Here is a 24874-nt window from a genome sequence, read left to right on the forward strand (position 1 = left end):
CTTTCATTCATTCCAATGCCATTTAACCGTATACTTAATGCAGAGTAACTTAACTGGAACAAATTATGGCTGTAGCTAGCGCCTTACACATTTTGGTAAAATCGGAAAAACAAGCGCGTGATATCATTGCCAAGCTAGAAAAAGGTCAAGACTTTGGTACATTGGCGAAACGTTACTCTATCTGCCCGTCGGGCAAAAGGGGAGGAGATTTAGGTGAGTTTCGTCGGGGCAAAATGGTTAAAGCGTTTGATGACGTGGTGTTTAAAAAGCCGGTCCTGACTATTCAAGGTCCGGTGAAAACACGCTTTGGCTATCACATCATCAAAACGCTATACGTCAACCGCTTTTAGCGTGCGTCCGAGTAGCCCAACTGGCGCCAAGACTCGTATACAAACACCGACACAGCGTTAGATAAATTCATGCTACGACTTCCGGCCAGCATGGGGATCCTGACGCGCTGCTCGTAAGGCAAAGCATCTATGATCGAGTCCGGTAAACCGCGTGTTTCGGGCCCAAAAAGCAATGCATCACCGGTTTGATAAGCCACATCAGAATGGAAGGTTTTACCTTTGGTGGTGCAGGCAAAAATACGCTTGGGTTGACGCTGCTTTACATAGTGTTCAAGACTCGGATAGCGCGCCACGTCAGCAAACTCGTGATAATCCAGCCCTGCTCTACGCACTTTTTTGTCATCCCAATCAAACCCCAATGGTTCGATTAAGTGCAACGCAAAACCGGTATTGGCACATAGGCGAATGATATTCCCCGTATTGGGTGGGATTTCTGGTTGATACAGCACTATATCAAGCATTGTTTACCTCAGTTTCTGCCTCCAAAACGAAGGCTAGTACCGCCTGTATAGCAGGCGTTCTATATTGATCACTTTCAAATAGCAGTTCGTGTCGTGCACCTTCGATAACCTCAACATCCGCATCAGGGAACTGCTGCACTACACGATGTATCCGCTGATTATCAACCACTCGGTCAGCCCCGGAAATCAATACTTTGGTTGGCAGCGGAAAGTTTTTCGCACTTGCTTCAATTTGATTCATAGCATCCATTGCCGTCGACAACCATTGGTAGGTCACCCCCCCTAATTGCAATGCCGGTGCGCGCTTGTATTCTTCGCGAAACAACTTATAGCGCACTTGACTATGGGTCAGTGTGTTCAGACGAAATGGTAATTCGATGTAAGGCCCTTGCCCGAATGCATACCACGGTTTACGCCCAAACAGGTAGTTTGCCGCTAAACCTGACATAAGGAGAACGCTCAACAAAGGTTCTGGCACTGTTGGTTTAATTCCAAACATTGGGGAGCAAAACACCACTCGACTAAATAGCTCGGGCTCGCGCGAGGCTGTCAAATAACCGATTGCACAACCCATCGAGTGACATACAAGAGCAGGCTTAGAGGGTGCTCTAGGCTTTACAATATCATTGACGAAAACGCTAAAATCGACCACGTAATCATCAAACTGTTCGACGTAACCTCGTTGATGATCAATTGCCATCCGACCGGACAGCCCTTGACCGCGATGATCCATGGTATAAACGGCAATATCGTTGCGATAACAGTCGTAGATAAATTCTTTATATTTTACAAGCGTCTCGATGCGTCCGTTTGATAACACAATTGCTGCTCGTGGCGACTCCGGCTCACAAAAAGCATAGTGGATCTGGACATTTTGTTGGCCCGTGAAGGTACCCAACACTACATGTCGATCCCAAAACTCAGTAATCTCTCCATGGTAGAGGGTGGTCAGAGACTGTTCATCAAAGAGTTGCCGCATTTGTGCCTATTTGTTTAGCGGCACCTCTATCCGTACCGCCAATCCATGTTGTTCATTCAATTTGGCGCTTATGTTACCACCATGGCGTTCAATTGCACGCTGTGCAATGCTCAATCCAAGCCCTACTCCTCCGGTACCGCGCGTACGGCTTTTATCGGTCCGATAAAACGGCTTAAACAGCATACCGAGCTCTTGCTCGGGAACGCCGTCACCGTCGTCTTCCACGACTACACAGAGGGTATCTGCAGTTACAGACAGCTTAATAACGATGTTCCGGTTCGCGTATTTAATCGCATTGCGGCAAACGTTTTCTAACGCACTGTTCCAAAGTTCGGGATAAAGCTGAACACTGCCTTGACTACTGAAATTAGCGCAATCGAGAGAAACCTGTTTGTTGACTTGCTCTGCTTCAAAGGCGAGGTCTTTGTATAAGGGTTTTATGGCACTGCCGACAAACTCATCCAATCTGATGCTCTGTGGATGATGTTCATCAGCACTCACCTCCAATTTTGACAACCATAACAATTGCTGAATCATTGCCTCCATGAGCTCTGATTCTTTACTAATCCGCGCGATAATATGCGCACCGACACGGCTATCGTCAACATTATCAGGGCCTTGTGACTCAAAGGTTTGCTCAGCAATGCCTACGGCCAGTTGTAAGCGCGTTAGCGGTGAACGCAATTCATGAGAGACATCCGCCAAGAAGCGTTGATGTTCGCTAAATAAACGCTGCAATTGCGTTGCCATATGGTTGGTGGCATCAGACAGCGCGGCAAACTCGTCATGGCGCCTCTGGGTAAGCGTAACCCGACTGGTTAAATCGCCTACCGCAAGCCTATCTGTCGCCTGTTTAATTTCATTTAAGGGTTTGGCAAAACTGCGCGCCAACAAATAGCACAACAGTCCACTAACAACTAGAGCAACTCCGATAACAACCAGTAACAATGGCCCTCTAGATGGCGGCTTAAATCGTGTAGTACCGACAAATAAGGCATAGTTATTACCGTTGACAGTTACCGCGACCGGTCCAATAAAACGTGTACTTCCGCGCGTTATCACCACCGGTTTGGGTTCGTTGATCAGGTCGCGATAGGGTCGAATAGCCGGACGAGAAGGCGGTGGAAATCCAAATATGATGTCATCGCTATTTTTGTCAATAAGAAAAACGTCGAGATTGCGTGCTTGACTAAACTGGCGAATGCGCCGCACCAATTGATCTCGCGATGTAAGCCGCATGCGCTCTAAACGCTCAACTGCTCGTTCTAACTGGCTCAACTGACTTTGGGTCGGCTCACTATACTCTGGTGCGGGAGCGAGTGCATATGCCACTAAAACGCCCGTCCCTATGCTACTTAACGTTACCAGCCAGAACCAAAAAAAGATCCGTCCAAAAAAGCTATTGCGCGGATTAAATCGCTGCCAATTCATCAGTCAATCTGCCTAAATATATAACCCGCGCCACGCACGGTCTTGATAGGTTCGGCGACGTCTCGCTCGGCAAGTTTTTTGCGGATATTACTGACATGCATGTCGATGCTTCGATCAAAGGCGGCAAGTCTGCGACCTAAAACTTGCTCACTGATTTTTTCCTTAGTGACCAGATCGCCAACATTCATCATCAATAGGCGCAGTAACATGAATTCAGTACCGGTGAGCTCGAGTCGCAGACCATTAGCATGAACTTCTTGTTTTGCTGGATTTAAAACAATACTACCGATACTTAAAGACTGTTGTGTACTGCTTTGCAGCGCATGCTCAGAGCGGCGGATCATCGCTTTAATTCGGGCAGATAACTCTCTGTGATTAAATGGCTTGGGCAAATAATCGTCAGCACCGAGCTCTAAACCTAACACGCGATCGTAATCATCGCCTTTCGCTGTGAGCATTATTACCGGTGTTAGGTGCGATTGGCGCAGTCGTTTTAAGACTTCGAAACCGTCCATTGCTGGCATCATGACGTCCAGTAGTATGACGTCTATATCACTATGTGATGTGGCATACTCTAGACCGCTAAGGCCATCGTGACAGGCCTGAATATCATAACCCTGTGGCGAAAGATATTCGCTAAGCAGCTCAGTGAGTGCAACATCATCATCAATTAATAACAGCTTCTTATTTGTCATATGTCTTACCCAGTTAGACCTGTAGCATAATGGATCTTAACCTGCACAAGCAAAATCGCGTTTAGCCTTTACATAACCTTTACACTCGATTTGCGTTTCTTTGCATTGACGGCGCTAGACTTATCAGCACTGAATATCAGTTTTCCAATGAGGTGATTTATGAAGAAATTAGTTTTATCAGCCATCGGTGTAGCGCTATCTATACAACTAGCCACTGCAACAGCAGCACCACGTCACGAGCCGGCAATGGTAAAAGCATTGCAACAGCTATCACTGAGCGAGCAACAGCAACAACAGATCAACCAAATCATCGGCGCACGTCGTGCGGACGTTGACATTTTTGCGACCGACGGTCGCGAATTACGCCGTGAAATGAAAACGCTAGTCCAAGCGGACGTGTGGGACCAAAGTGCAATCGAACGAGCCTTGCTCGCTCGTGCAGAGCTACACCAAAGCCGCAAACTAGAGCAGGCGCAAACCCGCCATCAAGTTTGGAATGTATTATCTGCAGAGCAGCAGGCACAGATGTTGGCGTTAATTGACGAGCGTGGACCCAGAAATAGAGACCGGGGACAGTTGCGAGAGCGTTTATGGGAACGCATCAGTGATCGTTTAGCCCTAACTGATGCACAATACGAAGCCATTAGTACGATTCGAAGTGATTTCGCTGACCAACGAGAACTGTCTAAAGCGCGGATGACGGAGTTTCGCCAAGCTGAACAAGCATTGATCCGCACTAGTGAGTTTGATATTGCCGCTTGGCAAGACTTATATACTCAATATCAGAGCGTTAAACTTCAGCAAGGGGTTGCCAAGGCATACATGCATCATCAGGTTTTGCAGGTACTTACGCCGGAACAACGCGAAAAATTAAACCAGGCAGAACGAAAAATCAGACAACGAATGCACGGCCGAGGCGCTTAAGCTAGTCGGCACGATTCTTACCTTGCTGATAAAATTGATAAATCGATTGTTTGTCAAAATTGTCGAGTTGGGTAAGGATCGTCTTTGCAATATCGGCGTGTTGCGTAGCGAACGCTTCACTGAAAACCACATAGGCTTGATTGGCTACATAGGGTTCATAGATAGTGCTTATATCCTGCATACCGGCGTAGTCAGCTTTAGTTTTAATTTGCGTTTGGTCAATACTGCAAACCTCCGAGATAGCGTCTACTCGACCTCGTTCTAGCAGCGTAAATTTTTCCAGATAATTGTAAATAACTAACCAGTCAATCACCATAGACTCGCCATGGCTTTGCGAGAACCCAGCTTCTACGCCGACTGTCAATTTGGTTTCACCGCGCAAACCCGCCTGTGCTTTGGCAATATAGTTCGGTCGATTTAACGTGGTTAAACAAATTTCGACGTTTGAAAAATAACTGTTCTCAAGGGCTGGATCTATCTCTTTAGGATACAGGCCAAACTGATCGCGCTGCTCATTGTAACTACCAATAATCATATCAACTGTACCAGCGCGTAATTCAACGTCGCAACGCTTCCAAGGTCGCATAATGTATTGTATTGCGACGTTCTCTAGTTGCCCATGGCCGAAAACTTGGCTAAGGATTTGCGGGTTGATGCCTGTGACTTCACCTTGATCAGTGAAAATGAAGAAAGGATATACGTCAGCGTTTGGGGTACAAAAGCGCACTACTGTTTGCTCTTTCGCCGTCACTTCAACACTAGTTAAAAGTAATAAAACCGCTGACAATAAAGCGATAAATATTGGGCTATGGCCTTGGGTTGTGCGTTGCATTGATACCTCTGTAGCTATTACGCCGCTCTTCATAGCACGTAAGCTAAATTACTTTAGCTTGTTTAAATATAGGTAATAACCAGCACAGAGTAAACTGAGCACCGATATATCTACACAGTTTCACATTAATAGTTGGGAACTTCTCGCTGATAATCCAACGATAAAAACAGCGGTGAAGTGATCAATAAATCTGCTGTCGAACGGTTACAAGCCACCGGTACATTCCACACTGAGCACAGACGCAGCAATGCTTTTACATCAGGATCGTGCGGTGCGGGATTGAGAGGATCCCAAAAGAAAAATAACGCATCGAGCTCACCCTCTGCAATCAGCGCCCCAATTTGCTGATCACCACCGAGGGGTCCACTTTTAAAACGCTGTACAGTAAGCCCAGTTTGCTCTGCGATCAATCCACCTGTGGTGCCGGTACCAACCAGACGACACTGCTCTAAGCGCTGCATGTTTGCGTTAGCCCACGCTAATAAATCAGGTTTTTTGTGATCATGCGCTACCAGCGCGATGGTCGGCTTACTCATGGCAATATCTCACTTATATTATCAATAAAAATTTTATCACTGACCGATTGCTTAGCTTGCATCCCACCTACCCTCAATAGCTCATCCTCTACAACTAAAAGCCCTCGGTGGTCCATACTCGCATGGCCCGACGTCACTACTTGCCATTTGCCAGATTCTATTTGATAAAGCCAAACATCAGCAGATGGCTCCGCAGGCGCACCGTTGTAGCCAATGCCGTTAAAGTTGTATGGATTAGTCGCGCCACCGACGAAGGCAATCACTCCCCTATCATCTAAACCAGAAGCTGCCATCCGGTAGCGTCCTGTTGCTGTTGGATGTGGCACAGTAGTCCAATTTATTCGGCTCTGGTTCTTACTGTCGATCTCGCCTCTAAAGCAGGCGCTCTCCATAGTGAAATCTCGCCGTTTCTCTGGGTGATAACGAACGCTAACACCATCACAAATCAACATGACATTGCCAACTATACCGCCCGCATGACCAAATACTGCCTTGCCCGGAAATGGCGAGGCCTGTTGCCACGCATTGTTTTCGATATCGTAAATCTGCACCAAATTGACATTGCCGTCGTTATGCCAACCACTGATCAGATATATAAAGCGCTCTTGATAAACTAAGGCAACGGCGTCATCCACGGGTACAGGTGAAGGCGCCAAAACGTCATAAGTATTTGTAAGTAGCGAATAGCGATAATTGTCGGGACTGGAAATCTCTTCGTGGTCTTCCGCAACCGTATAACCGCCAAACAAGTAAGCGTCTTCACCTATTCCAACCGCAATAGCAGCGAGCCGTCCAGTTAAGGGCAAGCTGCTGGGCACGGGTTGTCTTGGCTGCCACGCGTTTTGCCCTAATTGATAACTGAAGACGCGATTGTGAACCGCACGCCAGTCTTTGTCCTGTGCTAACCCCATAAAGGATAGAAGTACCGGATTGTCTTTAATTCTTACTAATGCTACAGCATTATTAGATACCGGCTCCGGTAATACAGGCCAGCGATTGTCGGCTTGCACCGCAAGACCGACAATAAGCAAAAAAATGGCTACAAGCGGATACATTGACCGGTTGGGAGTTATTTTTATTCTCATCGTTAAAACGAAATCTTTATTCATTTTCGGCAATAGCCTTAAAAATCGCACAGAATAAGTTAAAAAACTATGCCATTTGTGTTTTTAGACTCAATTTAAATAAATTTTTATGCATTTTTATTTCATATTTATTCGCTTTGGGTTATTCTGGCGTTGGGTTAATTCACTTGCTTTTACAAATTGTATGAAACGGGTTACAAACAACTTTAAGTTCTTCTCCCTGTATCGCTACTGCCTGCTTTGCCGACGATAAAAGGTTTTATTTTTGTAGCGTCCTTTTTGCCTTTGCTAGAGGTCATACGACGGCAACCGTATGAGCAAAGGCGAAAAGTTTTTTCTCCCTCATTTAATAGATTGAATAAAAATGAAAACATGTGTAATTGGTGCGAGTGGCTATACGGGTGCTGAACTTGTCCGCCTTATACAGCACCATCCTAAATTTACGCTTGGGCAAACGTTCGTGTCGGAGCAAAGCGCTGATGCTGGCCAACCACTTTCGGTACTTTACCCTGCTCTTAACGGTATAGTTAACACTCAGCTTGAAGCGCTCAACGATGCAACCTTAGCTAGTCTTGCTCATGATTATGACGCTATCTTTCTTGCGACTCCGCATCAAGCCAGTCACGATTGGGCCAGCCAGCTTTTAGCGGGAAGCGCCAAAGTCTTTGATTTAAGCGGTGCATTTCGACTGCAAGACAGGCAAGTGTTTGAGCGGTATTACGGCTTTCAACACACACAACCGCATGCCTTGGGACAAGCGGTCTATGGCCTGGCCGAATGGTATCAAGAGTTAATTGCTAAGGCTAAATTCGTCGCAGTTCCCGGGTGTTACCCTACAGCGTCATTACTTGCCACCAAGCCGCTTGGGCACGCTGACCTGTTGGATCCGAATCATTTCCCTATCATTAATGCGACGTCAGGCGTCAGTGGCGCAGGCAGAAAAGCAACGATGACAAACAGCTTCTGTGAAGTCAGTCTTCAAGCTTATGGCATTTTAGGTCATCGCCACACGCCAGAGATCAGTGCTTATCTAGGTAGCTCCGTAATCTTTACTCCACACTTGGGTAACTTTAAACGGGGTATTCTCGCAACAACAGTATGTAAGCTTAAGTATGGCGTTTCCGCTGACCAAGTTGAGGCCGCCTACCTCAATGCATATAGCTCTCAACCCATGGTTAGACTTGTTGCCCAGTCGCCGCGACTGGACAATGTGGTTGGCCAAAATTTTGCTGACTTGCACTGGCAATACAGTCAAGAAACCGGCTATGTCGTCATTACCAGTGCAATTGACAACTTACTCAAAGGCGCCGCAAGCCAAGCCGTTCAGTGTGCTAATTTGGCCTTTGGCTTATCTACTTCGACGGGTTTAATCGGGAGTCAGCATGGATAAGCCTGTTGTGGTAAAAGTGGGTGGCGCATTACTCGAAAACGCAACCGCGTTACAGAACCTATTATCCGCCCTGCAAACCTTACAACAGCACAGACCTGTTGTGTTGGTTCACGGCGGTGGCAATGGCGTTGAGCTATTGATGCAAAAGCTCGGGCTTGAAACGGTCAAGCATCAGGGATTGCGCGTTACGCCAGACGAGCACATGCCGTTTATAACTGGCGCTTTAGCCGGCACAGCCAACAAAGCTATCTGTGCTGCAGCGTATGCGTTACAAGTGAAAACCGTTGGATTGAGCTTGTTTGACGGCAATAGCGTCAAATGCGACGTGTTGTCGGCGCAACTGCAAGCAGTTGGCACCCCTACCCCGGACCAACCGCAATTGTTGCACAGTTTACTTGCGGCAAAACAGTTGCCCGTCATCAGCTCTATTGGCTGTGATCCCAGTGGTCGTCTGCTCAATGTAAATGCAGACCAAGCCGCAACGGCTATCGCACAGTTACTCGATGCCGATCTGTATCTACTTTCCGATGTTCCGGGCGTACTGGACGGCGACAAGCAATTAGTGAGTTCACTCACCCAGGCGTTAGCAACACAGCTAATTCAAGAGGGCGTTATTCAAGCGGGCATGCTAGTCAAGGTTAATGCTGCGCAAGCCGCTGCAACAACCCTTGGACATGGTGTCACCATCGGTGATTGGTCTACGCCCGATGCATTGGTACAACACGCCTCAACTAATAACAAACACGATTACGGCACTTTTGTTCATGCCGCAGTGCCCCAACAGGAAGTACAATTATGAGTAGTAAAAGTTTACTCACGTTTTTTGACTGGCAGCCAGAGGATGCCCAGGCATTGCTCGCTCTAGCATTAAAGGTTAAACAAAAGCCACAAGATTTTGCTCAAGCACTTGCGGGCAAATCACTCATCGCCTTGTTTGAGAAACCGTCACTGCGAACCCGCGTAAGCTTTGATATTGGTATCAACAAGCTCGGTGGACACCTCGTTTATCTCGACAGCCAGTCTAATAAATTGGCCGGTCGTGAAGATGTTAAAGATATGGGCGCAAATTTCGCCTGCTGGGCAGATGCGGTTATCGCCAGGGTTTTCGATCACCAAACGCTTGTTGAACTAGACCAGTCAGCAAATATCCCTGTGGTTAATGCTCTGTGTGATTTGTATCACCCATGTCAAGCACTGGCGGACTACCTTGCGCTAACTGAAACTTTTGGCAAAACCCACGGATTAACGCTGGCTTACGTAGGCGATGGCAACAACGTCACGCACTCTCTATTGTTGTTGGGTGCACTGCTTGGCGTGAATCAAGTCGTGGTCACGCCAGCAGGCCACGAAGTCAATGCCGACATTCTGGCGCGAGCGCAAGACATTGCCAAGCAAACCGGTGTGACCATTACCACCAGCAATGATCTGCAAACGCTCAGTAGTAGTGAGCATAATATTAATGCCATCTATACTGATACCTGGTTGTCGATGGGTGACGATACGCCACTGGCAAAGATCAAAGAAACCTTTATGCCTTATCAAGTCAACGAGCAAATGATGGCGGCAAGTGGAGCAAAATATGTATTGCACTGCCAACCAGCGCATCGCGACTTGGAGATAACCGGCAGTCTTATGGATAGTGAGGCTTCGCTTTTGATGCTGGAAGCCGAAAACAGATTACACGCGCAAAATGCCATTCTCGTGCATTTACTCGCAAACAAAGTTAATTAATTAGGAAAGATTGATGAGTAAAGTTAAAAAAGTCGTACTTGCGTATTCTGGCGGCCTAGATACGTCAGCCATAATTCCATGGTTACGGGAAAACTATAACTGTGAAGTCGTCGCGTTTGCCGCAGATGTTGGCCAAGGTGATGAAGAGCTCGAAGGTCTTGAAGAAAAGGCCTTGGCCTCTGGTGCCAGTGAATGTTATATCGTTGACCTCAAAGAAGAGTTTGTTAGCGACTATATTTTCCCAACCATTACAACGGGTGCGGTATATGAGGGGGAGTACTTACTGGGTACCTCAATGGCGCGGCCGGTAATCGCCAAAGCCCAAGTCGAAATTGCGCGTAAAGTGGGCGCTGATGCTTTATGCCATGGCTGTACCGGTAAAGGCAATGACCAAGTGCGCTTTGAAAGCACATTTGCGGCCCTCGCCCCTGATCTAACCGTAATCGCACCGTGGCGCGAATGGGATATGGTGTCTCGTGAAGACTTATTAGATTATCTCGCCGAGCGCAATATCAAGACCTCTGCATCAGCAACGAAGATATATAGTCGCGATGCAAACGCTTGGCACATTTCCCACGAAGGTGGTGAGTTAGAAGATCCGTGGTGCGAACCGACCCAACAAGTTTGGACTTTAACCACCGACCCTATGCAAGCCCCTGATGAGCCTGGCAGCATAACGTTGAGCTTTGACCAAGGTCGCTTAACTCATGTAAACGGTGAAGCCTTAAGTCCTTACCAAGCCTTGATGCAACTAAATGCCATCGCAGCACCACATGGTGTTGGTCGCATTGATATTGTTGAAAACCGCTTGGTTGGTATGAAATCACGCGGCTGTTATGAAACGCCGGGCGGGACTGTGTTGCTCAAAGCCTATAAAGCACTTGAGACAATGGTACTCGACAAAGCCGCACTTAAATATCGCGAGCAAATTGGCTTAGAGTTTTCGCATGTGATGTATGACGGCCGTTGGTTCACGGCATTGAATGATGCCCTGTTAGCGGGCGCAGCTAGTTTCGCCAAATTAGTGACCGGTGATATTGTCGTTAAGCTCTACAAGGGTCAAGCGATTGTCACTCAGCGCCGCTCACCAAACAGTTTGTACTCGGAAGATTTTGCGACCTTTGGTGCCGACGATGTGTATGACCAAAGTCATGCCGAAGGGTTTATCCGTCTGTTCAGTTTATCCAGCCGCATTAAAGCATTGAAGCAACAAGCGAGTAAGGACTAGTTATGGCACTCTGGGGAGGACGTTTTACTGGCGACACCAGCCAAATGTTCAAGCAGGTCAATGACAGCTTGCCTTTTGACCAAGTAATGGCGGTTGAAGATATTACCGGGTCAATTGCATGGGCAAATGCCATTGCTAAAGCGGCCGTATTGACTGACCAAGAGCATCAGCAATTGCTCAGTGCCCTACAAGAGCTGCTCAGCGCAGCTAAAGCCGGCGAACTCGATTTTGCTGCAAGTAACGAAGAAGACATTCACAGTTTTGTCGAAGCGGCTTTGATTGATAAGGTGGGGGATATTGGTCGTAAATTGCATACTGGCCGTAGCCGGAATGACCAAGTAGCCACTGACTTTAGACTCTGGTGTAAAGCTCATATAGGCCAACTGCGCAACGACATTCTAAACCTAATCAAAGCATTGTTGGATTGCGGTTCACGCTATCAAAGCGCCATCTTACCCGGCTATACCCATTTGCAGCGTGCGCAACCGGTACGCTTTCCGCACTGGTGCTTGGCCTATGTGGAAATGCTCAAGCGCGATTTGTCGCGCCTAGACGACGCCCAGCAGCGTCTCAATCAATCACCATTGGGTTGCGGAGCCTTGGCAGGCACAACCTACCCTATCGATCGTCAAGCGATCGCGGATGAGCTTGGCTTTACTGTGCCTTGTCAAAACAGTCTTGATGCGGTGTCAGACCGCGACTTTGTTTTAGAACTGCTGTTTTGTGCATCAACCAGCATGATGCACTTATCGCGGTTAGCTGAAGACTTAATATTCTATAACTCTGGTGAAGCCGGTTTCACGCGTCTATCAGATGATGTAACGTCTGGCTCGTCGTTGATGCCGCAAAAGAAAAATCCAGATGGTTTAGAGTTAATGCGCGGCAAATGCGGGCGCGTGTTTGGTCACTTGCAAGGTCTCTTGGTAACCATGAAGGGATTACCGTTGGCCTACAACAAGGATATGCAAGAAGACAAAGAAGGTGCCATGGATGCATTCCATCAATGGCATATTTGTTTAGCGATTGGTGCAGAAGTACTCAATGGTTTAGAGCTCAACCAAGAGCGCTGTCGAGATGCGGCACAAAAAGGTTATGCCAATGCTACCGAGCTTGCCGATTACTTAGTCGGTAAAGGCATTCCGTTTAGAACCGCACATGACTTAGCGGGTAAAGCGGTATTGATTGCCATTCAGCAAAACTGCGGGATAGAAGATTTATCGCTGTCCGATCTGCAAGCCATTAGTGAACATATCACTGATGATGTGTATCCAATTTTGGATCTCGATTACTTAGTCGACAAACGCAATATTCTCGGTGGCACAGGTGCTGCACCGGTTAACGATGCACTATTTGCTGCGCATGAATGGCATGACCAGCAACGTGAAGCACAAGGAAATAACTGACCATGGTTATCAGTGATCAAGATAGTATTCGGCTGTTTCGCAGTTCGGCGCCTTACATCAACGCACACCGGGGTAAAACCTTTGTCTTAATGTTTGGCGGCGAGGCAATAGAACACGCCAATTTCGCCAATATTATTCACGATATTGGATTGCTATCGAGCCTTGGGATCCGCCTAGTGCTGGTTCATGGTGCGCGTCCACAAATCGACCAACGCGTGGTCCTTCGCGGCATTAGCGGTCGATTTGAAAACGATACTCGGATCACTGATAAACCTACTCTAGAATGCGTTAAAGATGCCGCGGGCTCAGTGCGCTCGCACATTGAAGCGCTGCTTACCATGGGGCTGCCCAACTCACCCATGCATGGTGCGCAAATTCGCGTGTGCTCTGGTAACCTTGTCGTGGCCAAACCTATCGGTGTGCGCGACGGTATCGATTTTGAAAACACCGGCCACGTGCGGCGAATTGATGTCGAGGGCATTAATGACCATCTCAATGATGGTTCAATTGTACTCCTCTCACCCATGGGTTACTCGCCGACAGGTGAAGTGTTCAACTTATCCCATGAAGATGTTGCGACTCAAGCGGCAATTGCTTTATCGGCCGACAAACTCATTGTATTTTCACACTGGCCTGGCGTAGTTGACCGCCAAGGTAAGCTGCTGCGCACGATTGAATTGGAGCAACTGCGAAACTTAATTGAAAGCGATGAAATTGAGACCGAAGGCAGCGTTTTACGAGCGTTAAGTACCAGTGTGGCTAACGATATTCCGCGCGCTCACTGTATCAGTTATGAGAAAGACGGTGCGCTGCTTGAAGAGTTATTCACGCGCGATGGCACGGGTTCTTTGGTTCTACGCAATCACTATGAACAATTGCGCCGCGCATCTATCGAAGATGTTGGCGGTATTCTGCGTTTGATCAAACCTTTGGAAGAGAGCGGGGTATTAGTCAAACGATCGCGCGAAAGGTTAGAAAACGAAATAGAGCATTTTAATGTTATCGAGCGCGATGGCATGATCATCGGTTGCGCTGCATTGTACACCTACCCTGAAAATCAAAGCGCGGAGTTAGCCTGTGTTGCTACCCATCGCGACTATCGCGGCAAGAATCGCGGTGAGCGTTTGCTCAGCGAAGTGATCGATTACGCGCGCTCACAACAAATAAAGCGCTTGTTTGTGCTTACAACCGTAACCGCTCATTGGTTCTTAGAACAAGGATTTGTGCCAGCTTCACTTGACAGTTTACCTTCAGAGAAACAGGCACTTTACAATTTCCAACGCAACTCAAAAGTGTTCGAGCTGACGATTTAGCATGAGAACACGGACCTACACAAGGCGAAACCTTATGTCGAAGAATAAGGTAAACGCAACGCTCGGTAGATCCTCGATTTAGTCGTGCGCCATGTGTTTTTTGGCAGCCGGGGGGCCAGCGCTTGGATTTTGGCGAAAGCGTCAGAGTCTAAATGTTCAGGTGCTGCATGAGCAAAATACAAAGTCGCATCTGGTAATTCCGCCACACGAATTAACGAGCGCCGATATTGATTGGGATGACATACCGGATACGGGGGCACATAGCGATTTTTTACTCGCACAATCAAATCAGCAATATAAACTTTGCGCTGCTGTGCGTGCCAAATAGATAAATCATGGTCAGTGTGTCCGGGCGTATATAGCACCTGCCATTCCGGAAACTCTGGAACCTGTGCTCCATCTTGAATAAACTCATCGGATTTCAGCACCGCTGAGTACCATATGTTTTTGCGCGGCTTGTTTAGGCGGCCTGCTACCCATAACGCAAGTGAGAGATCGACGAGGTGCGCGGTGCGACCGGCAATACCGCGGTACCAGTTTGGAGCCTTTGGGTGTGAGTAAATTTTACAGCCACTTAAGCGTCTTAACAGATGCGCACCACCCGCGTGATCAGGGTGCATATGAGTCACCACAATCACTTTTAAATCTTGCAAGCTAAGGCCTAAGGTTTGGGTAATAAAACGTCGAACCATAGGCACGTCTGCACGGCTACAACCATCCAGTAACATCAATCCTTCGGGGTGTTGCGCCAGATATATGTTCTGAATGTAACCGTTAAGAGTATGAAGCTGCATTTCACCTACTTAATCTTAAACCCCTGCATGGTGCGTTCCAGAGTTTTCGAATTTGCGTCTAAATCTTGGGAAATACTATTGATTTGTGCCACCGCGTCAACCTCTGCTTAAGCCGAACTTGCAACTTCTATTGCATCATGAGCGATTTGTTGAGCAACGATTGATTGAAGCGTTTGAGACTTGAAAACATGTCGGTCCCTGCTTTGCCATAACAATTTGCCAGGCCGGAACGTCAATAGAAACAGCCATTTAACCGCGGCAAAGAGGCCCCGCATTAATCAACAAAGCCAAACTTTTTCGATTTGCTATTGTTTTAGATATAAAAAAACCCGTATTTTCAACGGGTTTTTCGATGTTTAGCGTCAAAGAAACTAGATACTAACGCGTTTATAGGGACGGTATTCAGCGCGCCAGAAGTTCTTTTCAATATTGGCTTTTATCATCTCATCGCTTTGCTCCAAAGCCAATCCTTGCTCAATAGCCACCTTAGCGACAGCGAACGCAATCTTTTTACTCAAGTCGGCAATCGTTGTTAGCGGCGGTAATAACTCAGCGCTTTGCCCAAGAGCCAAAGGCGATGCATCGGCTAGTGCATTACTCGTCGCCATCAGCATTTCATCGGTGATCAACTTGGCCTTACTGGCTATGACACCCAGACCGATGCCCGGGAAAATATAGCTGTTGTTACACTGCGCAATAGGATACATATCGCCTTCGAACTCGACGGGCTTAAACGGGCTACCCGTGGCAATAATTACGTTGCCTTGCGTCCATTCAATGACTTGCTCAGGTCGGGCTTCAACCTGACGTGATGGGTTGCTCAGCGGGAAAATGATAGGCTGTTCACAATGTTGAGCCATCGCCCGCACGACTTGCTCAGTGAATAATCCGGGTTGGCCAGAAACGCCAATCAACACGTGTGGTTTGGCGCAGTTAATAACGTCCAATAAACTGGCGTACTCACCGCTGTAACTCCAATCGGATATGTCTTGTTGTTGCTGTTGTAACTTCTGTTGGAAATCACGTAGCCCTTCCATACCCTCGGTCAGTAGTCCAAAACGATCGACCATAAAAATTTGCTTGCGAGCTTGAATGTCGTCTAAACCTTCACTGATCATTTGTTGGATAAGCATCTCAGCGATACCGCAACCTGCTGACCCGGCCCCCACAAACACGACTTTCATGTCTGACAGCTTGGCCTGCTTTACCCGACACGCGGCTAAAATTGTGCCCAAAGTAACCGCCGCTGTACCTTGAATATCATCGTTAAAACAACAGATTTGATCGCGATATCGGGTGAGTAGTGGCATAGCATTAGGTTGCGCAAAATCCTCAAACTGCAGCATTGCCTCTGGCCAACGTCGTTTAACGGCTTGAATAAACAAGTCAACAAATTCATCGTATTCAGCTTGGCTGATGCGTGGATGACGTGAGCCCATATACATTGGGTCATCCAACAGTTTTTGATTGTTTGTGCCCACATCAAGCATAACTGGAAGCGTATAGGCAGGACTGATACCACCACATGCGGTATACAGCGATAACTTACCAATCGGAATACCCATGCCGCCAATGCCTTGGTCACCTAAACCGAGAATTCGCTCGCCGTCAGTCACAACGATCACCTTGACTTTGCGTTTGGTGGCATTGCGCAGGATGTCATCGATTTGATGGCGCTCACTGTAGGCGATAAACAAGCCACGAGATGAGCGATAAATATCAGAAAATTGCTCACAGGCGTCACCCACGGTTGGGGTATAAATAATCGGCATCATCTCGTCTATATGCGATTGGATAAGACGGTAAAACAACGTCTCGTTGTTGTCCTGAATCGCGCGTAAATAGATATGCTTATTCAACGGGTTGGTAAAACTTTTGTATTGCATGTATGCGCGCTCAACCTGCTCTTGAATACTCTCGTAACGCGGTGGTAACAAGCCGGTTAAGTTAAACAGTACGCGCTCTTCGGAACTGAAGGCACTGCCTTTGTTCAGCAGCGGGGTTTCCAACAAAGCAGGCCCTGCATGAGGGATGTAGAGGTAATTATTATTAGCCATTCGCAGTCTCAGTTGTGTTTAGCCGCGTTTTCGCGCGCTAAAATATTTCGTCCGGCTCATTGGGCTTAACTTGCTCATCCGCCGGATCAACTATCTCTTCTTCAAGTACGTATTGTACGGGTTCCGTGCCAGGTACAAAAAACTCGAACATGGTCGTGTGATCTGTGCGCTGTGTCAACAAACCACTGGACCGATCAATGCGCACCCGCAAGAGTCCCTCGGGCGTCATGGTTGGTTGCTCCTCAACACCCTCCAGTACCTGCTGCATAAATCGTATCCAAGCAGGTTGGGCGGCCTTTGCGCCATCTTCCGAACCAATCAACGCATTTCCGATCCAATTGAAGCGTTGCGGATTTAAGTTAATTAAATTCTGGTTGCGCGACGCACGTCCCAACTGACGGCTCATGTCGTCAAAGCCGACCCAAGAGGTTGCAACGATACCTGGTGCATAACCACTGAACCACGTATCACGAGAGTCGTTAGTTGTACCCGTTTTACCGCCGATATCAGTACGCTGTAAAATATTACGAGCCCGCCAGCCAGTGCCCTGCCAATAGGTATTGTATGTCCAGCTGCCGTTAGTCCGCACGGCTGTTCGCAGCATTTCTTTGGTCAAAAACGCGGTATGCTCAGAAATTACCCGTTCTGCCGAAATCATTGGTAGTTGAGACTCATCTTCGGCGGGTTGGTTGATCTGCTCAAATTCCTGAGCGAGCAACGTTTCTAGATCCACTTCACCATCTACTCCCCCCAATTCACTGGGTTTTGTTGGCTGTTCACAAGGATCACAAGCCACGGCAGGGTTGGCACGCCATAGAACCTCCCCTGCATCATTTGTGATGTGGGATATAAAATGTGGCTGGACTAAAAAGCCACCATTGGCAAAACTGGCGAAACCGCGCACCACTTCCAACGGTGTATGCGAACCAGAGCCCAGTGACACTGTTTCATCACGGGGGATCTCTTCACGCTCAAAACCAAAGCGAGTTAAATATTCCACCGTATCGTCCAGTCCAACACCGCGTAACAGGCGCACAGACACAACGTTTTTTGAGCGCCCTAATGCGTAGCGCATGCGCACCGGACCATCGTATTCAGCTGGCGAATTTTGTGGACGCCATGCCACACCGGTGCTCGCATCCCATTGATTGATTGGCGCATCATTGATGATACTCGCTAACGTGTAACCGCTATCCAACGCCGCGCTGTATACAAAGGGCTTAATATTTGAACCGACCTGGCGTTTGGCTTGGGTGGCTCGATTAAATTGACTTTGGTAGAAATTGTAACCGCCAACGACAGCTTGAACCGCTCCGTTGAATGGGTCGATGGCTATAAATGCACTGCTGACATCCGGTACTTGCGATAAGCGCCACGCGCCCTCTTGCTGACGGATCCAAACCAGTGCTCCGGAAGCAACGATATCACCTGCGGTTTCTGGATCAGGACCTTGCTGGCTATCACTGATGTAAGGGCGAGCCCAAGAAATGTTATCCCAGTCTAACTCAATAGTGGTTAGGTTTTGTTGATCAAATGAGGTCAACACCGTCATGCTGTCTGCGTGCACATCTATCACCAGTGCGGGTAGCAAGGGGTCGATCGGATTTATTGCCAATAACTGTGCTTTAATATCCTCTAGAGGTAATGGCAATGCATTGATATCAATGCGTTCTGACGCCGGCGTATCAACAAACTCCTCGGTTTCAAGCGCTTGCTCTAATCCAGCTTGTTCAGCTTCTTCAGGCTCTTGCTCGTGCAATTCCCATAAATAGCGCTCTGGACCACGATAACCGTGGCGCTCATCATAATCATGGATATTGCGAACCACGGCCTCTTGAGCGGCTAATTGAGTCGCATAAGGCGCGGTAGCATAAACTTGATAGCCGCCGGTTTCAGCTTCTTCTTTGCCATAAATCTCAATCATTTCATTGTAAATAACATCAGCAAGGTATGGTGCATCGAGTTCGATTTCAGCACCGTGCTTACGTGCAGTGACAGGCGCATTATTTGCCTCATCAAACTCTTCACGCGTAATAAAGCCTTCGTCCAACATCCGCAATAATACGATGCGCCGACGTTCTACCGAGCGATCAGGGCGGCTTATGGGGTTGAGTACCGACGGCGCTTGCGGCAAGCCAGCAATGGTTGCGATCTCAGCTAACGTAAGTTGGTCAACACTTTTGCCATAGTAAACTTGTGCTGCTGCCCCGACCCCAAATGAACGATGCCCCAATTCAACTTTATTGAGATACAACTCCAGAATCTCATCTTTTGTTAACACTTGCTCCATGTGCAGTGCAATAAAGATTTCTTTGATTTTGCGAATGTAAGTTTTTTCGCGCGTTAAGAAGAAGTTTCGCGCTAACTGCATCGTAAGAGTACTGGCACCTTGGCTTTTCTCCCCCGTAACAAGGAGATTGATTGCCGCTCGCATAACACCGATAGGGTCAATACCCACATGGTCGTAAAAGCGGCTGTCCTCTGTGGCTAAAAGTGCTTCCTGAAGTTTGACTGGAACTTGGTCTAACCGCAGGGGGATGCGTCGTTTAACACCGTATTGCGAAATAAGTTTACCGTCGTGCGTATAAATCCGCATGGGCGTTTGCAGCTTCACCTCCTTCAGTACATCTACACTGGGGAGATCGGGTTTGATATAAAAATATATACCTGTCAGTGCCGCTATGCCAATTAGGGTACTGATAACAAATGTTATAAATAACGGCTTGATGTACTTCACAAAAATTCAGATTCCGAGGCAAAATCAGGGAAATGATTTATATTATAACAAACACAACAAGAAAAAAGCTGTTGAATGCGAGCAATCGACGGCGTTTTCTGCTGTAAGCGAAAACGAGAAACTAACAAGTTAATTTCGTAATTACTTGTCTAGGATTATACGTAAGTGTCGATACTAGAACCATAAGATATAAATTTTCGGCGTATTATGATGGCCTGAGATTAATAGCCATGAATAACGCCCATGACGCGGATAGATGATTTAATGAAATCAATGCTAAGCAAAAGCGTGCAACCGATCCTAGGTTTGGACATCGGTACCCGTTTTATCAAAGCTGTCATGTTAGAACGTGCCGGCAATAGCTTTACTGTAACCGCAATGGCTTGTGAGCCAATCAGCGGAAACGCATTCAAAGAGCGTGAAATAGAAGACTTTGATGCGATAAGTAATGCATTGAAGAAAGTTAAGCTAGGATTGAAGCAGAAGAAGCTTAAAGATGTCGCCATCGCGGTCGCCGGTGGCTCTGTGTTAACCAAAATAGTTCAGATGGCACCCGACCAAACCGATTATGAATTGGAAGGGCAAATAGAGATCGAAGCAGACAGTCTTATCCCTTACCCCCTCGACGAAGTCTATCTAGATTTCGAAGAGTTAGGTCCTAGTGAAACCCATGACGGCAGAGTCAATGTTCTACTCAGTGCAGCACACCGAGATACCGTGGACAAACGCGTAACGCTGATCCGCGAAGTGCCAATGGAACCCAAAGTCGTAGACATCGAAGGGTATGCAATGGCCAATGCGGTATCTTCATTCTATCCATCAACTGACGAAGCCATTATTTGTGTCAATGTAGGCGCTTCACTCTTACAAGTTTCAGTGATTAAAAATAACATTGTGGTTTACAGCAAAGAGCACACGTTCGGGATGGATGTCATGCTTCAGGATATCTGTTCTTCCATGATGCTTGAACGTGAAGATGCACAACGACAACTAATCGAAGGTGAGTTACCTGAAACTTGGAAACAAGAGATACTGCCAATTTTCGTATCTAATTTGCATCAGCAAATCAATCGCGCATTGCAAATGTATATAAGTGCAACCCACGCAGCTCGACCAGAAAAGCTGTTACTTTGCGGTGGTGGCGCGGTGATCAGTGAGATGGCTCCAATGCTTGAACAGGACTTGGGTATCTCAATTGAATTGTTTAACCCACTGGCAAATATGCAATTCGGCAAAAATGTCAGTCCTGAAGTCGCGCAAAAACTAGGTCCGCAATTTACCATTGCGGCAGGGCTAGCGAGTAGGAGTTTTAATCCATGGCACATATAAACTTATTGCCGTGGCGTGAAAGTCAACGGCAAGCACAAAAACAACAGTATTTTGGGGTTTTGTTTGTCACAGCCGTATTTGTTGGCCTGATGTTCTGGTTTGTCGGTGCGTTTATTGATCAGAAAATCGACAATCAGAACGCGCGCAACGATTTTTTGCAGAACGAAATAGCCGCGCTTGACACGCAAATAGCAAAGATCAAAACGATTAAAGATAAAAAACTGGCAATCGAGCAACGTATGGCGTTAATCGAGCAACTACAAACCAGCCGCAATATTGCTGCACACGTGTTTGACGAGCTCGCGCGTATTGTTCCACCAGGTGTTTCGTTTAGAACCATGACCCGAAATGGTAACCGCATCGATATTGAAGGTATCAGTGACTCTAATAACCGCTTGTCTGATTTCATGCGCCGCTTAGAGGCGTCTCGAGTGTTTACTAATGGTGAGCTGTCTTCGATTGTCGCTGATACCTCTTCAACAAATGCGGTTAGCGACTTTCGCATAACCTTCAGAATTAGTCGGGAAGTTGCACCGGAAATCGTAATCAACGAAGCGGAGGATAACCAATGAAGTTTGACGTCGCTAAATTAAAGGAAATGAACGAGCTCGACTTTGAGAATGTTGCGCTGTGGCCTTTCGAGATTAAGACTGTTGTGGCCGCCGTGCTGGCTATTATCGTCGGGATATTAAGTTATCACTTAATTATCAGCGCTAAATTACCAGTACTAGACCAAGCTGAGCTGCGGGAAGTGGAGCTCAAACAACAGTTTGAAGCCAAATATCGTATCGCAGTGAATTTACAGGCCTACGAGGATCAGCTTGCGCGGATCGAAGAGGACTTTAGTTCAATGCTGAAGTCTTTGCCCACCAGCAATGAAACACCGGGTCTGCTCGATGATATCACTTATGTTGGCACAACAGCGGGTCTAACGTTTAGAGTGCTCAACTGGCAAAATGAAGTGCCGAAGGAATTCTACACCGAGCTTCCAATCGAGCTCGAAGTCCAAGGCACTTATCACGAATTCGGCAACTTTGTATCATCCATCGCCGGTCTACCGCGTATCGTTACGCTGCACGATTTTGAGATCCTCAGTGAAGCAGACGGTTTGAAGTTGCAAATGCAGGCGAAAACCTACAGAACTGCCGTTGCGACAACCGCAACGCAAGCCGCTGGAGGTAATCAATAATGAGTCAAAAAGCACGAGTATTAATACCCATGGTCGTTTTGGCGACACTTTGCGGCTGTAGCGCGGATATTGGCGACCTCACTGCCTATACACAGCAAGTCCGAGCGAATACGCAAGTTAGTATAGAACCTTACCCTGAGTTCGAAACTCAACCGACCTTTGAATATACGGCGAGTGAATTACGCAGTCCGTTTGTGCGCCCGAGAATTGCTGAGCAGGCTGTAGTTGAAGCGGTACAAGCTAATTGTTTGCAACCCGATTTCAATCGTCGCAAGCAGCCACTCGAGAGCTATGGCATTGATGCTATCGCCATGTCGGGCGTATTCAACGCGAATGGCCGCAATTATGTGTTATTTAAAACCAATGATGGCATGTTGCACAAAGCAACTTACGGCAACTACATTGGACTGTTCCATGGCAAGATAACTGCCATCACTAATCAAACTGTTAAAATCACGGAATTACTTCCAGATGGCGCTGGCTGTTGGCAGCAAAAAGAAACTGAACTGACCATGGCGTCATTGGCAGGAGAAAACGATAATGTCTGAGCGTTTTATTTTTAATAAAAAACTTAATCGCAAGCGCAACCGCAAATGGGTATTTATGTTGTGCTCAGTGTTAGCTATTGCATTAGGTAGCAGTGTTTGGGGTCAGGCTAAGGCGCAAGACATTGAACTACTAGATCCTAACGCCGAATTGCAAAACGTATTCAACGCGACGTTAACAGGTATCGATTTTACGCGCGGCAGCGCCGGACAAGGTATTGCGACCATTAGTTTTGATAACATGCCCAAAAACGCGCAGTTGATTGAATCACAAGGACAAGTGACAGTTACTTTGCCAGCAACACAGCTTGCGGATGACCAGTTTGTGCAGATTGCGGTGAATGAGTTCGGTACGCCGATTACACAAATTGAGACCTTCCAAGACGAAGCCCAAGCCCGTGTTGTTATCGACTACACCGGTCAGGTGACGGCTCGATTAAGTGACAGTGGTAATGTAGTAGCTATCGAAGTTGCGCCATTAACAGTTGAACAAGCCCAAGAGTTAGAGCAAGCCAGTATCTATACTGGTGACCCGATTTCTTTGGACTTCCAAGATGTTCCCGTACGCCAAGTTCTGCAAATCATTGCCCAAGTTAACGGTTTCAACTTAGTCACCACCGATACAGTAACCGGTAATGTGACTATTAGTTTAAGCGCGGTTCCATGGGATCAAGCATTGGATATGATCCTAAAAATTAAAGGTTTAGATAAACGCCTAGAAGGTAACATCCTGTTAATAGCCCCTGCGGAAGAATTGACTGCACGTGAAACACAGCAACTACAAAGTCAGCAACAAGTCCAAAGTCTAGCGCCACTAAAGTCGGCAAGCGTAACGGTAAACTATGCGAAAGCGGAGGCACTTGCGACTATTCTGAAAAACCAAGATGGTGGGATCTTAAGTGACCGTGGTGTTGTTAGTGTCGATGAACGCACTAACACCCTGTTGATCCGCGATACCCAAGAATCCATTGATGAAGCACGTCGCGTTGTTACCGAGCTGGATGTACCGGTGAAACAAGTGCTGATCGAGAGCCGTATGGTCACAGTCCGCGATAACGTCGATGAGCAGTTAGGTGTTCGTTGGGGCTTTTCTGACCGTCAAGGTGACGATGGCGTATCGGGCTCTCTGGAGGGGGCAGATACCATCGCGGGCGGTATTATCCCATCCATCACTGATCGCTTGAATGTAAACCTACCGGTTGCCAACCCGTCTGGCCGAATTGGCTTCCAAATTGCCAGCTTGGTTGATGGAACAATACTGGATCTCGAACTGTCAGCACTTGAATCTGAAAATAAAGGTGAGGTAATTGCCAGCCCACGTATTACTGTTGCAAACCAGCAGGAAGCGTATATTGAGCAGGGAACAGAGATACCTTATGTTCAGGCAACTTCAAGCGGTGCTACATCGGTGGAGTTCAAGAAGGCAGTTTTAAGTTTGAAAGTCACGCCGCACATAACGCCTGATAATCGCATCATTTTAGATTTGGTTGTTACTCAGGATACGCGTGGTGAGACTGTTTCGACGTCTACTGGCCCTGCGGTAGCTATCGATACACAAGAGATCTCTACTCAAGTGCTGGTTGAAAACGGTGAAACTATAGTCTTGGGCGGAATTTTCCAACAAACCAACACAGACGATGTCACTAAAGTACCGTTAATTGGCGACTTGCCAGTTGTTGGTGCGCTATTTAGAAACACATCGACAATTTATCAAAAACGCGAGCTATTGATTTTTGTTACCCCTAAAATCATTAACGAGAACCTTTAGCGATAAATAGCCTGACAAAAAAAGCCGCTTTTTTAGCGGCTTTTTTGTTGATTTGCCTTCGATGCTTGCATCTTGACCAATTTAACTGAGATAATCG

General features: G+C 47.2%; 23 protein-coding genes. 13 read left to right on the top strand and 10 right to left on the bottom strand.

Annotated elements, in window-relative coordinates; genetic code table 11:
* Positions 1-65: 65 nt before the first annotated feature.
* Positions 66-350, top strand: a complete 285-nt coding sequence (gene ppiC / locus QTP81_RS13465; RefSeq protein ID WP_289366229.1) for a peptidylprolyl isomerase PpiC — start codon at positions 66-68, stop codon at positions 348-350.
* Here the strand turns inward: ppiC and trmL are convergent.
* Genes trmL through QTP81_RS13485 form a run of 4 tightly spaced genes read right to left on the bottom strand, consistent with a single transcriptional unit; the run spans position 347 to position 3916 of the window.
* Positions 347-811 carry a tRNA (uridine(34)/cytosine(34)/5-carboxymethylaminomethyluridine(34)-2'-O)-methyltransferase TrmL gene (trmL, locus tag QTP81_RS13470; protein WP_289366231.1) on the bottom strand — a complete coding sequence of 155 codons (465 nt, stop codon included), beginning with the start codon at positions 809-811 and terminating at the stop codon, positions 347-349. The two genes, ppiC and trmL, sit on opposite strands and share 4 nt — an antisense overlap.
* Positions 804-1790, bottom strand: coding sequence for an alpha/beta fold hydrolase (locus tag QTP81_RS13475; RefSeq protein WP_289366233.1), 987 nt, complete (start codon positions 1788-1790; stop codon positions 804-806). The genes trmL and QTP81_RS13475 overlap by 8 nt, the downstream gene beginning before the upstream one ends.
* A 6-nt stretch (positions 1791-1796) precedes the next feature.
* Positions 1797-3221 carry an ATP-binding protein gene (locus tag QTP81_RS13480; RefSeq protein WP_289366236.1) on the bottom strand — a complete coding sequence of 475 codons (1425 nt, stop codon included), beginning with the start codon at positions 3219-3221 and terminating at the stop codon, positions 1797-1799.
* Positions 3221-3916 carry a response regulator gene (locus QTP81_RS13485; protein WP_289366238.1) on the bottom strand — a complete coding sequence of 232 codons (696 nt, stop codon included), beginning with the start codon at positions 3914-3916 and terminating at the stop codon, positions 3221-3223. The genes QTP81_RS13480 and QTP81_RS13485 overlap by 1 nt, the downstream gene beginning before the upstream one ends.
* 159 nt (positions 3917-4075) lie before the next feature.
* On the opposite strand from QTP81_RS13485, the gene QTP81_RS13490 reads away from it, so the two are divergent.
* The gene (locus QTP81_RS13490) at positions 4076-4840 is read left to right on the top strand and encodes a Spy/CpxP family protein refolding chaperone (protein ID WP_289366241.1); all 765 of its coding nucleotides are present in this window, start codon (positions 4076-4078) and stop codon (positions 4838-4840) included.
* 1 nt (position 4841) lies between these two features.
* Here the strand turns inward: QTP81_RS13490 and QTP81_RS13495 are convergent, their stop codons facing one another.
* The 3 genes from QTP81_RS13495 to QTP81_RS13505 form a co-directional block, all read right to left on the bottom strand.
* Positions 4842-5672 carry a type 2 periplasmic-binding domain-containing protein gene (locus tag QTP81_RS13495; RefSeq protein WP_289366242.1) on the bottom strand — a complete coding sequence of 277 codons (831 nt, stop codon included), beginning with the start codon at positions 5670-5672 and terminating at the stop codon, positions 4842-4844.
* Between the two features lie 125 nt (positions 5673-5797).
* Complete coding sequence (locus QTP81_RS13500; RefSeq protein WP_289366243.1) at positions 5798-6208, bottom strand: methylglyoxal synthase; 411 nt, start codon at positions 6206-6208, stop codon at positions 5798-5800.
* Positions 6205-7317: a Kelch repeat-containing protein gene (locus QTP81_RS13505; RefSeq protein ID WP_289366244.1), complete on the bottom strand. Its 1113-nt coding sequence runs from the start codon at positions 7315-7317 to the stop codon at positions 6205-6207. The genes QTP81_RS13500 and QTP81_RS13505 overlap by 4 nt, the downstream gene beginning before the upstream one ends.
* A 340-nt stretch (positions 7318-7657) precedes the next feature.
* On the opposite strand from QTP81_RS13505, the gene argC reads away from it, so the two are divergent.
* From argC to argA, 6 genes are read left to right on the top strand one after another with little or no spacing between them, the layout of a single operon-like run.
* Positions 7658-8683, top strand: a complete 1026-nt coding sequence (gene argC, locus QTP81_RS13510; protein ID WP_289366245.1) for an N-acetyl-gamma-glutamyl-phosphate reductase — start codon at positions 7658-7660, stop codon at positions 8681-8683.
* Positions 8676-9482, top strand: a complete 807-nt coding sequence (argB, locus tag QTP81_RS13515; RefSeq protein WP_289366246.1) for an acetylglutamate kinase — start codon at positions 8676-8678, stop codon at positions 9480-9482. Before argC ends, argB begins: the two co-directional genes overlap by 8 nt.
* Positions 9479-10414, top strand: a complete 936-nt coding sequence (locus QTP81_RS13520) for an ornithine carbamoyltransferase (protein ID WP_289366247.1) — start codon at positions 9479-9481, stop codon at positions 10412-10414. The genes argB and QTP81_RS13520 overlap by 4 nt, the downstream gene beginning before the upstream one ends.
* 13 nt (positions 10415-10427) lie before the next feature.
* Complete coding sequence (locus tag QTP81_RS13525) at positions 10428-11642, top strand: argininosuccinate synthase (RefSeq protein ID WP_289366249.1); 1215 nt, start codon at positions 10428-10430, stop codon at positions 11640-11642.
* A 2-nt stretch (positions 11643-11644) separates the two neighbouring features.
* Complete coding sequence (gene argH / locus QTP81_RS13530; protein WP_289366250.1) at positions 11645-13045, top strand: argininosuccinate lyase; 1401 nt, start codon at positions 11645-11647, stop codon at positions 13043-13045.
* A 2-nt stretch (positions 13046-13047) separates the two neighbouring features.
* Positions 13048-14358 carry an amino-acid N-acetyltransferase gene (argA, locus tag QTP81_RS13535; RefSeq protein WP_289366252.1) on the top strand — a complete coding sequence of 437 codons (1311 nt, stop codon included), beginning with the start codon at positions 13048-13050 and terminating at the stop codon, positions 14356-14358.
* A 32-nt stretch (positions 14359-14390) separates the two neighbouring features.
* Here argA and QTP81_RS13540 read toward each other — a convergent pair whose 3' ends face one another.
* The 3 genes from QTP81_RS13540 to QTP81_RS13550 form a co-directional block, all read right to left on the bottom strand.
* Entirely contained in the window at positions 14391-15152 is a 762-nt protein-coding gene (locus QTP81_RS13540; RefSeq protein ID WP_289366253.1) for an MBL fold metallo-hydrolase, read from the bottom strand.
* A 371-nt stretch (positions 15153-15523) separates the two neighbouring features.
* Positions 15524-17209 (bottom strand): NAD-dependent malic enzyme, encoded by a 1686-nt coding sequence (locus QTP81_RS13545; protein ID WP_289366254.1) that lies wholly within the window; start codon positions 17207-17209, stop codon positions 15524-15526.
* 37 nt (positions 17210-17246) lie between these two features.
* Positions 17247-19946, bottom strand: a complete 2700-nt coding sequence (locus QTP81_RS13550; RefSeq protein ID WP_289366255.1) for a penicillin-binding protein 1A — start codon at positions 19944-19946, stop codon at positions 17247-17249.
* A 264-nt stretch (positions 19947-20210) separates the two neighbouring features.
* Here QTP81_RS13550 and pilM point away from each other — a divergent pair, with 264 nt between their 5' ends.
* From pilM to QTP81_RS13575, 5 genes are read left to right on the top strand one after another with little or no spacing between them, the layout of a single operon-like run.
* Entirely contained in the window at positions 20211-21275 is a 1065-nt protein-coding gene (pilM, locus tag QTP81_RS13555; RefSeq protein WP_289366256.1) for a type IV pilus assembly protein PilM, read from the top strand.
* The gene (locus QTP81_RS13560; RefSeq protein WP_289366257.1) at positions 21263-21847 is read left to right on the top strand and encodes a PilN domain-containing protein; all 585 of its coding nucleotides are present in this window, start codon (positions 21263-21265) and stop codon (positions 21845-21847) included. Before pilM ends, QTP81_RS13560 begins: the two co-directional genes overlap by 13 nt.
* Positions 21844-22464: a type IV pilus inner membrane component PilO gene (locus tag QTP81_RS13565; RefSeq protein ID WP_289366258.1), complete on the top strand. Its 621-nt coding sequence runs from the start codon at positions 21844-21846 to the stop codon at positions 22462-22464. Before QTP81_RS13560 ends, QTP81_RS13565 begins: the two co-directional genes overlap by 4 nt.
* Positions 22464-23012, top strand: a complete 549-nt coding sequence (locus tag QTP81_RS13570; protein WP_289366260.1) for a pilus assembly protein PilP — start codon at positions 22464-22466, stop codon at positions 23010-23012. The genes QTP81_RS13565 and QTP81_RS13570 overlap by 1 nt, the downstream gene beginning before the upstream one ends.
* The gene (locus QTP81_RS13575) at positions 23005-24777 is read left to right on the top strand and encodes a type IV pilus secretin PilQ (protein WP_289366261.1); all 1773 of its coding nucleotides are present in this window, start codon (positions 23005-23007) and stop codon (positions 24775-24777) included. Before QTP81_RS13570 ends, QTP81_RS13575 begins: the two co-directional genes overlap by 8 nt.
* The last annotated feature ends 97 nt before the right edge of the window (positions 24778-24874 follow it).

This window comes from Neoalteromonas arenosi (assembly GCF_030362855.1).
Classification (GTDB): domain Bacteria; phylum Pseudomonadota; class Gammaproteobacteria; order Enterobacterales; family Alteromonadaceae; genus Alteromonas_E; species Alteromonas_E arenosi.

Bases quoted from the DNA above. Each gene is read 5' to 3' on its own strand.
- trmL (WP_289366231.1), bottom strand. From the start codon at position 811: ATGCTTGATATAGTGCTGTATCAACCAGAAATCCCACCCAATACGGGG.
- QTP81_RS13495 (WP_289366242.1), bottom strand. From the start codon at position 5,672: ATGCAACGCACAACCCAAGGCCATAGCCCAATATTTATCGCTTTATTG.
- QTP81_RS13485 (WP_289366238.1), bottom strand. From the start codon at position 3,916: ATGACAAATAAGAAGCTGTTATTAATTGATGATGATGTTGCACTCACT.
- argH (WP_289366250.1), top strand. From the start codon at position 11,645: ATGGCACTCTGGGGAGGACGTTTTACTGGCGACACCAGCCAAATGTTC.
- QTP81_RS13575 (WP_289366261.1), top strand. From the start codon at position 23,005: ATGTCTGAGCGTTTTATTTTTAATAAAAAACTTAATCGCAAGCGCAAC.
- ppiC (WP_289366229.1), top strand. From the start codon at position 66: ATGGCTGTAGCTAGCGCCTTACACATTTTGGTAAAATCGGAAAAACAA.
- argC (WP_289366245.1), top strand. From the start codon at position 7,658: ATGAAAACATGTGTAATTGGTGCGAGTGGCTATACGGGTGCTGAACTT.
- argB (WP_289366246.1), top strand. From the start codon at position 8,676: ATGGATAAGCCTGTTGTGGTAAAAGTGGGTGGCGCATTACTCGAAAAC.
- QTP81_RS13545 (WP_289366254.1), bottom strand. From the start codon at position 17,209: ATGGCTAATAATAATTACCTCTACATCCCTCATGCAGGGCCTGCTTTG.
- QTP81_RS13490 (WP_289366241.1), top strand. From the start codon at position 4,076: ATGAAGAAATTAGTTTTATCAGCCATCGGTGTAGCGCTATCTATACAA.
- QTP81_RS13520 (WP_289366247.1), top strand. From the start codon at position 9,479: ATGAGTAGTAAAAGTTTACTCACGTTTTTTGACTGGCAGCCAGAGGAT.
- QTP81_RS13505 (WP_289366244.1), bottom strand. From the start codon at position 7,317: ATGAATAAAGATTTCGTTTTAACGATGAGAATAAAAATAACTCCCAAC.
- QTP81_RS13475 (WP_289366233.1), bottom strand. From the start codon at position 1,790: ATGCGGCAACTCTTTGATGAACAGTCTCTGACCACCCTCTACCATGGA.
- argA (WP_289366252.1), top strand. From the start codon at position 13,048: ATGGTTATCAGTGATCAAGATAGTATTCGGCTGTTTCGCAGTTCGGCG.
- QTP81_RS13570 (WP_289366260.1), top strand. From the start codon at position 22,464: ATGAGTCAAAAAGCACGAGTATTAATACCCATGGTCGTTTTGGCGACA.
- QTP81_RS13500 (WP_289366243.1), bottom strand. From the start codon at position 6,208: ATGAGTAAGCCGACCATCGCGCTGGTAGCGCATGATCACAAAAAACCT.
- QTP81_RS13480 (WP_289366236.1), bottom strand. From the start codon at position 3,221: ATGAATTGGCAGCGATTTAATCCGCGCAATAGCTTTTTTGGACGGATC.
- QTP81_RS13540 (WP_289366253.1), bottom strand. From the start codon at position 15,152: ATGCAGCTTCATACTCTTAACGGTTACATTCAGAACATATATCTGGCG.
- QTP81_RS13525 (WP_289366249.1), top strand. From the start codon at position 10,428: ATGAGTAAAGTTAAAAAAGTCGTACTTGCGTATTCTGGCGGCCTAGAT.
- pilM (WP_289366256.1), top strand. From the start codon at position 20,211: ATGAAATCAATGCTAAGCAAAAGCGTGCAACCGATCCTAGGTTTGGAC.
- QTP81_RS13565 (WP_289366258.1), top strand. From the start codon at position 21,844: ATGAAGTTTGACGTCGCTAAATTAAAGGAAATGAACGAGCTCGACTTT.
- QTP81_RS13560 (WP_289366257.1), top strand. From the start codon at position 21,263: ATGGCACATATAAACTTATTGCCGTGGCGTGAAAGTCAACGGCAAGCA.